9 protein-coding genes are annotated in these 8138 nt (G+C 68.8%); 6 read left to right on the top strand and 3 right to left on the bottom strand.

The genetic code is table 11. The features are described 5' to 3' along the window. Window positions 1-643 precede the first annotated feature (643 nt). Window positions 644-1495, bottom strand: a complete 852-nt coding sequence (locus ACZ4S3_RS40140; protein WP_467943734.1) for a LysR family transcriptional regulator — start codon at window positions 1493-1495, stop codon at window positions 644-646. A gap of 81 nt (window positions 1496-1576) precedes the next feature. Here ACZ4S3_RS40140 and ACZ4S3_RS40135 point away from each other — a divergent pair, with 81 nt between their 5' ends. Together ACZ4S3_RS40135 and ACZ4S3_RS40130 are read left to right on the top strand one after the other, a co-directional pair. After that, the gene (locus ACZ4S3_RS40135; protein WP_467943732.1) at window positions 1577-2071 is read left to right on the top strand and encodes a cupin domain-containing protein; all 495 of its coding nucleotides are present in this window, start codon (window positions 1577-1579) and stop codon (window positions 2069-2071) included. Window positions 2072-2240: 169 nt separating this feature from the next. Beyond that, on the top strand, window positions 2241-2600 hold the full coding sequence (locus ACZ4S3_RS40130) for a DoxX family protein (RefSeq protein ID WP_467943730.1): 360 nt from the start codon (window positions 2241-2243) through the stop codon (window positions 2598-2600). Between the two features lie 321 nt (window positions 2601-2921). Here the strand turns inward: ACZ4S3_RS40130 and ACZ4S3_RS40125 are convergent, their stop codons facing one another. Both ACZ4S3_RS40125 and ACZ4S3_RS40120 read right to left on the bottom strand, forming a co-directional pair. After that, a complete protein-coding gene (locus ACZ4S3_RS40125) occupies window positions 2922-3533 on the bottom strand; it encodes a helicase associated domain-containing protein (RefSeq protein ID WP_467943728.1) in 612 nt (203 codons plus the stop codon). A gap of 244 nt (window positions 3534-3777) precedes the next feature. Beyond that, entirely contained in the window at window positions 3778-4218 is a 441-nt protein-coding gene (locus ACZ4S3_RS40120) for a hypothetical protein (RefSeq protein ID WP_467943726.1), read from the bottom strand. A 740-nt stretch (window positions 4219-4958) separates the two neighbouring features. Here ACZ4S3_RS40120 and ACZ4S3_RS40115 point away from each other — a divergent pair. The 4 genes from ACZ4S3_RS40115 to ACZ4S3_RS40100 form a co-directional block, all read left to right on the top strand. After that, complete coding sequence (locus ACZ4S3_RS40115) at window positions 4959-6353, top strand: replication-relaxation family protein (protein WP_467943724.1); 1395 nt, start codon at window positions 4959-4961, stop codon at window positions 6351-6353. Window positions 6354-6421: 68 nt separating this feature from the next. Continuing rightward, window positions 6422-6964, top strand: a complete 543-nt coding sequence (locus ACZ4S3_RS40110; protein WP_467943722.1) for a hypothetical protein — start codon at window positions 6422-6424, stop codon at window positions 6962-6964. A 343-nt stretch (window positions 6965-7307) separates the two neighbouring features. Then, the gene (locus ACZ4S3_RS40105; RefSeq protein ID WP_467943720.1) at window positions 7308-7802 is read left to right on the top strand and encodes a hypothetical protein; all 495 of its coding nucleotides are present in this window, start codon (window positions 7308-7310) and stop codon (window positions 7800-7802) included. 223 nt (window positions 7803-8025) lie between these two features. Continuing rightward, a partial coding sequence (locus ACZ4S3_RS40100; RefSeq protein ID WP_467943736.1) for a MerR family DNA-binding transcriptional regulator occupies window positions 8026-8138 on the top strand: 113 nt, incomplete at its 3' end.

Below are 8138 nucleotides of genomic sequence, written 5' to 3'. Positions count from 1 at the left end.
CCCTTCGGCCAGTCCCTCCGCAATGGTCCGGCGTTCCTGGTGGCTGAGTCTGCCTCCTGGCATCGGTGTTCTCCCCGTCTCGGTCTGTCTCGGTCCGCCTCGGTCCCGTAGTCGATCAGTTGGTGTCGGTTGTGGGTTCTCGGTTATCGAGGGATAGCCAGGTGTCGGTTTGTGGTTCTCGGGCTGGGGTGTGGAGGTGAGCTGGGGGTTGGGTTTGTCAGGTAGTGGATGGTTGATCAGATCTGGTCATCTGTGGTGAGCGGTGGTCAGTTTCGTTGATCGTTGGAATGTGCTGGGTGTGCTGCCAACGCCGGGCGCTGCTGGCCGGGTCAGACGAGGCCGTACTGCAGGGATGGCCGACCTCATCGTGCGATGTCGATCAGGGTGAGGAAGTGCCGTTGCTGGGGGTGGAGGGCGTGCCAGCGGGCGCGTTGAGCGGTGACCCACTGCTGGAGGGTGTTGGGGCAAGGGGCCGGCTGCGGCTGCGGCGCGGACGTGGTGGTAGGTGCGGTGCCAGGTGTAGGGCCAGGGTGTGGCTCTGTACGCGAGAAGGAGCAGCAGATGTTCACCGCTTCGGGAGGCAGTCCCGATTGCCGCAGCGTTCGAATTGTTCACGGGATGCGGCAGCACCAGTTGCCAGCGTTCAGTGGCGGTACGCGGCTGTCGCGATCTCGACGAAGGATCGGATCAACGGGCTGGTGTCACCTTCGTTCCACACCGCCACCACTCGGCTCGGCGCCATGTCGATCAGCGGTACCACGGCCAACTCCGCGGGCAGGTCGTGTCCGAACGGGGCCAGGCCGACCGTGCCGTTCCACAACACGGCCTGCAGGCATTCCTGAACGGCGCGCACCATTGGCCCCTCGCGCGGCCTGCCGCCGTTCCAGTACGACTGCCAGATGGGGTCGGTGCCCTGCGGGAACTGGAACCAGCGGCGGTCGCTCAGCTCGGCCAACCGCAGCCGGTCGCGGCGGGCCAGCGGATCGTCGGCGCGCAGGACCACGCCGACCGGATCGGATCGCAGCGCACGCACCGTCAGGGCGGTCTCGTCGAACGGCGCCCGGGTGAGGGCGACGTCGACCAGTCCGGCGCGCAGCCCGCACGTCGGGTCGGTCAGGTCGGTGTCGCGGATGCGGATGTCGATGCCGGGGTGGTTTCGGCGGTAGGCGGCGGCCAGCCTGGACACTGCCGGGTCGGTGCCGTCGCCCAGGATGCCGACGGTGAGGGTTGCGGCGCCGGCCGCCGCGCTGACGCGTGCACGGACGCGGTCGGCATGGTCGAGTAAGGCTCGCGCCTCGTCGAGCAGCACCGTGCCCACCGGCGTGAGCGTGACGCCGGTGGGCGAGCGGGCGAAGAGCAGGGCCCCGACGTCGGCCTCCAACTGCTTGATCGCCCGGCTCAGCGGCGGCTGACTCATGTGCAGTCGGGTGGCGGCCCGGCCGAAGTGGAGTTCCTCGGCGACCGCCACGAAGTAGCGCAAGGTCCGTAGCTCCACGCTGCAACGATACCCACGAGGTATCGGCGCCGCGGGATGGGTCTTGGACACCGGAGGGGTCCCGGCGGTGCACTCGTGAGCATGACCGAAGAAGCGAAGACCAGCGAGCCGCAGGCCGACCCCGCCGTATCGGTGGTGGGTCCTGGCGACGGTGAGATGATCGTTCTGGGCACCACGCGCATGCACGTTCTGGAGGACGGCAGCCACACCGGGCACCGCCTCGCCATCGCCGAGTCCGTCCTCGCCCCGCGCACCCAGGGACCGCCGCAGCACCGCCACGGCCGACACGACGAGGGCTTCTACGTCCTCTCCGGCACCGTGCGGTTCACGGTCGGGGATGAGGGCTACGACGCCACCGCGGGCACGCTCGTGATGGTTCCGCCCGGTACCCCGCACACCTTCGCCAACCTGACCGATCAGCCCGCCGTCATGCTCAGCACATTCACCCCCGACCTGTACGTGCAGTACTTCCGAGACCTCCAGGAGGTATTCGCCGACGGCCGGCCGCTGACGCGACAGGCCAACATCGATGCGATGAGCCGCTACGCGACCGAGCCCGCCACCGACCTCGCCTGAAGCCGACGGGACGGAACGGCCCAGCCACCCTTCTTCCGACCGGCGAGGACACGGCGCTGCCGTCCTTCCGGCCCCCTCGGACGACGGACCGAGCCTTCTCCAGGGGCTTCCCTGGCAATCGACGCAATCGACAGGGCCCCCGCGAACCGGTGGCCCATGAACGGGAACGATGAACATCGCCTACTGGATCGTCGCCGGACTGCTCGCCTTCTTCTACTGCTACGCAGGAACGCTGAAGGTGATCCGCAGCCGCGATCAACTCCGCCCGATGATGGCCTGGGTCGACCGCATACCGTTGCCCGCCCTCAGGGCGCTGGGAACGGTCGAAATACTCGGCGCGACCGGCCTGGTCCTGCCACCGCTGACCGGCATCGCACCCTCGCTGGCGCCAGCCGCGGCCATCGGCTTCGTCCTCCTGCAGACCGGTGCGATCGCCATGCACCTGACCGGCGAAGACCGCCGGATCGCACTCAATGTCGGGCTCACCGCCACCGCGGCCGTGACCATCTGGCTGGCCACCAGGCTGTGATCGAGCACGGTCTTCGACCGGAGGATGCGAATCCAAGGCCAGCCGCCCCACGGCCGCTGCCATTTCTCATGAACATCGAACACGCCGCCATCTACGCGCTGCTCGGTGAGGCGCACATCTGCCGTCGCAACTCGTGAACAAAGCCAAGGGTGGGTTCCACCACGGGTCGAGTGCGGCCAGGGCCGCCGTGGTGGCGGTGGCGAGGGTGCCGGCGCGGGCTTTGCGGCGTTGCTGGCTCAGCCACCTGCCGAGGAGGTATCCGTCCTGTCAAGCGGAAAACGCCCCGCCGGATCGCCAGCGGGCCGCCTTCTGCGTTCGCGCCTACGCCGCCCATTCCAGTCCGAGTGCTGCTAGCTGCTGGAGTTTGTCTGCGCTGAGTTTGCCGCGCCTGCTCTTGGTGTTCGACAAAAACACCCCCAGCTTCACTGCGTGTTCCTGGTCGTCGATCACGACGGTCTCTTCGTGGGTCCGGGGGACAGCCACGTGTCCTTCGCGGTTCTTGTACTGGGTCAGGGCGGCGATGCCTCGCTCGAAGGCTGCTGAGCCGCTCTTACGGGCTTTCGCTGGCGTCTCCAGCGCGGTGGTGGGCAGCGGCTCGACACCAAGCTGCTCCAGGCGCTCGTGCTGCCCCTCGCTCAGCTGGTCCCAGCCCTCGCGCTGCGTCTGCAGCCACGTGCCGATGTCCTGGCCGCGGTAGGTCACACCGGGCAGGACCTCAGCGAGCGTCGCGCCTTGCCCGAGGAGGTCGGCCAGGGCGGCGTAGCGGCGTTGCCAATCGATCGGCCACCCAGGGTTCCAGTCCGGATCGATGGCCAACCTACGGAATGCACTGACCTGCCGAAGCGCAGCCGCCGCCGGGTGATGATCCCGCGGAGAACTGTGGAGATTTCCGGTGAACCACCGCACGCCAGCGTCGTCGGTACGGGTGGTCACGGCCAGTTCTCAGATTGGGAACCGGCTGGTGGCGAAGACTTCCAGCGTGATTGTGCCTCAGTTGGCCATCCTGAGCGTCAGTGTTGGCCACCGGCTTGCGGGGAGGATCGGAACAGCCAGTACCGCGGGCGCCCGAAGGCTCCGGGGCGAGTCCGCTCGGGTCAGGTGTGGGCCCGAGGCGATTGAACGTGGCCCCGTCGGAAGAGCGGACGGGGCCACGGGGGGATCGGGCCGGGCGGGACGCCTAGAGCGGCTGGTCGATCGTCATGGTGAAGCTGAGGACCATGATCTGCTCGTACCGCGGAGGGAACCGCTGGGTCAGCCTGAGGAGAGACTTGGCGTCGACGTCCACGTCGTTCTGCTCGATGGTGATCGTGCCGCCCTTGCCGTCTTTGTGGCCGTCGCCGACCTTGACGATCGCCTCCTTGTCCGGGCTGGATACGGTCAGGGAGGACGTGATGTTGTCGAAGTCGTCGCCGACGTCACCCGTCGCGGTGAGGGTCTTGCTGCGGCCTCCAAACTTGGAGTCCTCGTACAGCGTGACCGTCCATCCCTTGGGGATGGTCACCGAGCTGATGAAGTCGTCGTCGTCCAGTGCGCTCGTGTCGTAGACGCCCGGCTTCAGAGTCTGGCTCTTGCCCTTGCAGCCGCGCTCGCCATGCACGATCACGTGATCGTCCGCCATGGTCTCCTCGCCTCCCTCTCACTCAGAAACAAACCGAGGCCGACGCTAGGGCGTGGCGATCGCCTATCTGTGAAGCACCGCCAGTACTTCCACCCGTACGAGCGAGCGGACCCCGATAAACGCCGCGCGGCCAGGTCGACACTGAGCGTCAGAGTGGCCAACTCACGCGCTCAATGTGCGGCGCGAGCACCGACGAACACGCAGCGGCCGCACGCCCCGCTGACCCGCGTTAGGGCATTCCGTCACCCCACGAGCCGCATTTCGTCGGTTCCCCTCGTTCCCCTGGAGGCAGTTGCGGTTTCGTGTCCCCCGCGTGACGCACGTCAGCCCGGACGGCCGCCATCTTGTCTCGGGGCTGACGTGTGGTGGGGTGATGACCGATCGACGGCTGGCGGAGAGGCAGTGCCGTCGCCCAGTCCGCGGCGACGGTGGTGACCCCGCGGTGGCTGCCAGGGGCGGGGGAGGGTCGGGGTAAGCCGTCCAGGGCTCCTGCCGAGAGCGCTTCCGTGACCCGCGCGGATTCGTCTTCCTCTTCCCGGTCCTACTGCCGTACCCACTTCCGTGCCCGGCTTGCAGATGTCTTACATTTCTCCTGGTCAGCGTCTACTTTTGGGCCTGTACGGCGCCGTCATGACCCTCTTCTCTCCTCTCTTGTCAGTTGGAGAGGGGACCATCGGGTCCGGGGCCGGACGCTCATCGGGCGGGTAGGCCGGCGGCGGATAGCGGGAGGGGCAGGGCTGATGGCCGGGAAGAGGAAGACGAACCCGGGCGGGTCGTCGAATCCGCTGCGCGCGGACGTGCTGCGGGTGCTGGGTGTGCTCAAGGTTGCGACCGCCGAGCAGAACCAGCGCGTGTCGTCGCCGCATCTGACCTACCGGCACACGACCAAGGACACGGAGGCCAAGCGCAAGGAGGCGCGCACCGCCGCGCACCGTGGGGCCCTCGCAGATCTGCGAGGGCACGGCCTGACGCTGGACGGCGGGCGTACCCGGGATGGGGAGGTGCTGCGGAGTCTGACGCCGCTCGGGCTGGAGGCCGCCTCCTATGAGCTGGGGCGGCCGATGGACGAGATGGGCGGCACCGCCCGGGGCGCGGGACGCTCGGGCGCGCCACATCCGATGGCGGTCAACGAGACGATCCTCGCGCTGCTCCGCCCGCAGCCGGACCTGGCACTGCTGAACGGGGAGCCGGCCGAGGCGGTGGCCGCGGCCGCGGCTGCGGTGCCGGCGCCGGCCGGGATCGGCGCCATCGCCTCCTATGCGACGGAGGTGCCGCTGCCCTCGACCGGTACCTGGGCGAACCCTGGCAAGGGCGGCGTGCAGGCCGACATCGTGTTGACCGCGCCGGAGGCGCGGGTGCCGCTGCTGTTCATCGAGGTCGACAACTGCTTTGAGGACGCGGCCCGTATCGCCGCCAAGTTCGACAAGTACATGCGGTTCTACCGGCGGAAGGTGAAGGACACCGACGGCCGGGAGAAGGCGATGTGGCGCACCCGCTGGTCCGCCCCCGCCGACCGGTATGGCGAGGTGGTGCATCCGCCGGTCCTGCTGGTGTTCAACAAGCTCGGCCCGCGCAACCCGGACACCACCGCTCAGCAGCTCGCCGACCTCACCCGCCAGCACTGGCAAGGCCAGTCGCACAAGGACCATCACACCTACGACGGGAAGATCCCGATCGTGGTGACCGGCCTGCAGCTGCTGCGTGAGCACGGCCCGGCAGGGCCGGCGTTCTTGCGCCTTGGCCGCAGCCACATGCAGCCGCTCCTTGAGGCGATCGGCAACCCGCGCCAGGACACCGCCGCCGCCCGCTACCAGGCCAAGGAGAAGGCCAAAGCCGCCGCGTACCTCGCCGAGAAACAGCGCGAAGCCGAGCACAGGGAACAGGAGCGCGAAGCGCGCCGGCCCGTGTGCACCGCCTGCGGCACGGAGTTCACCGACGAACGGTGGCGCAGCGTCGAAGAGGCAGCGCGATGGCACGGCGAACCGAGGCACTCGCAGCTGTGCGAGGACTGCAAGGCCTGGGCTCTGGAAGCCGACCGCCTGCAGGCCGAAGCCGCCGAGGAAGAGCAGCGGAACACGGTGACCGTGGAAGCCGCGCGAAAGCCCCGCGGTTTCCTGTCCCGCATCCGCCCCTGACCGCCCGCGGCGGAGCGCGAGGAGGCTGTTGTGGCCTGCGCTGCCCGGCTGCGCGGGAATTTGGGTACATGTACCGCATGGACGGCGCCAGGATCCGGTGGCCAGGCATCGTGAACCGGGCCCGGGAGATCGTTGAGGGATACGAGGGCGGGGTCACGCTTCGCCAGGTCATGTACCGGCTGGTTTCCGAGGGCCTGCTCCCGAACAAGCCCTCGGTCTACCGCAGGCTGTCCTCCCATCTGGCCCAGGCCCGCAGGGACGGCAACTTCCCCGACCTGATCGACACCCTCCGCGAGGTCCACGTCCCACCGGCCTGGACCGACGCCGGCGCGTTCATCCGCGAAGTGCCCGGCTGGTTCCGCCTCGACCGCACCCGCGGCCAGGAACACGCCCTGTACGTCGCGGCGGAGAAGGACACCCTGCGCCAGATGTTCACCTCATGGCTCTCCGACCTGGGCATCCCCGTGCTGGTGGTCCGGGGGTTCGGCAGCCAGAGCTACGTCGACGTCGTCCGCGAACGCACCGCCCGTGACGGTCGAAAAGCCGTTCTTCTGTACTGCGTTCTCTCGGGCGTTCGTGAGTGTGGTGGGACGGTGCACTGCATGGGGTGACCTGGGGTTCTTCTCCGCATCTCTGGGGCTGTCGTGATCGTTGCGGCATGTTGCAGATGAGATCGGAGGAGACCCTTGAGGGCCTTTCCTGTGAGGCTGCCGTCCAGCGTCCGGTACTGGACGGTGGTCGACGAGAACTACGTGGTGGTGCCGGACGCGGACGCCTTCTTGCGGCACGTCCGGTTCGGCCGGGACCAGGCCGAGCTGACGACCCGGACCTACGCCGGGCAGATCGCGCTGTACCTGCGCTGGTGCGCGCGGACCGGCCGCAACTGGCGGGTGGCGGCGGAGGAGTTCGGGCTGTTCCTGGTCTGGTTGAAGTTCGGCTCGAAGGAGACGACCGGTGTCGACTGGCCGACCGGGAACGGGCTGGTGCTGGCGGGGCCAGGTGCGGAGGCCGCCCGGCAGCCGGCCCGGGTCGGGAACGTCGCGGCCGGGGGTGCGCCAGTTCCTGCTGCACGGCATCACGACGAAGGCGGTGCCGTCGATCGTGATGGCCCAGCTCTTCGAGGTGGCCGAGGACTGGGAACTGCCGGTCGAGGCCCGAGGGGAGGGGAGCACCGGTTACCGGATGCGACCCCGCCACCGGGTGAAGGTGCCGCGGAAGAAGGGCGAGCGGGCCACCGACCGGGAGATCGTGGCGCTGTTCCTGGCCGCCCGCAACGCCCGGGACCGGTTCATCGTGCTGCTGCTGGGCCGGGCCGGGCTGCGCCCGGGAGGCGCGGCGGGTCTGCGGCGCGAGGACATGCACTTCATGCCGGACTCGACGCCGTTGGGCTGCCCGAAGCAGGGCTCTCACCTGCACACCTTGCGGCGCGACAACGCGAACGGGGCGTGAGCGAAACGGCAGCCTGAGGTGGCGCCGGGACGGTGGAAGCCGGTGGACCACCTGGTGGTGCACGCCTACGACCAGTACGTGCTGGAGCGCATCGCGCTGCCGCACGGCCTGGTGAGCGGCTTCGTGCTGGTGAACCTGTTCGCCGCCCCGCTCGGCGCCCCGATGACGGCCGACGCGATCACCGAGCTGCTGGGCCGGCTGTCGAAGCGGGCCGGGCTGGGCGATCGGGGAGCTTTCCCGGCGGACCGGCTTGTCTGTGAGGACCATCCGGTTCTACTCGGATTCGGGGGTGGTAGCGCCGACCACTCGTAGTCCCGCCGGTTATCGGCTCTACGA

The organism is Streptomyces sp. NPDC028368, from assembly GCF_055565615.1.
The sequence above is the reverse complement of the archived record's forward strand: the minus strand, read 5'-3'. Positions and strand labels throughout refer to the sequence as shown.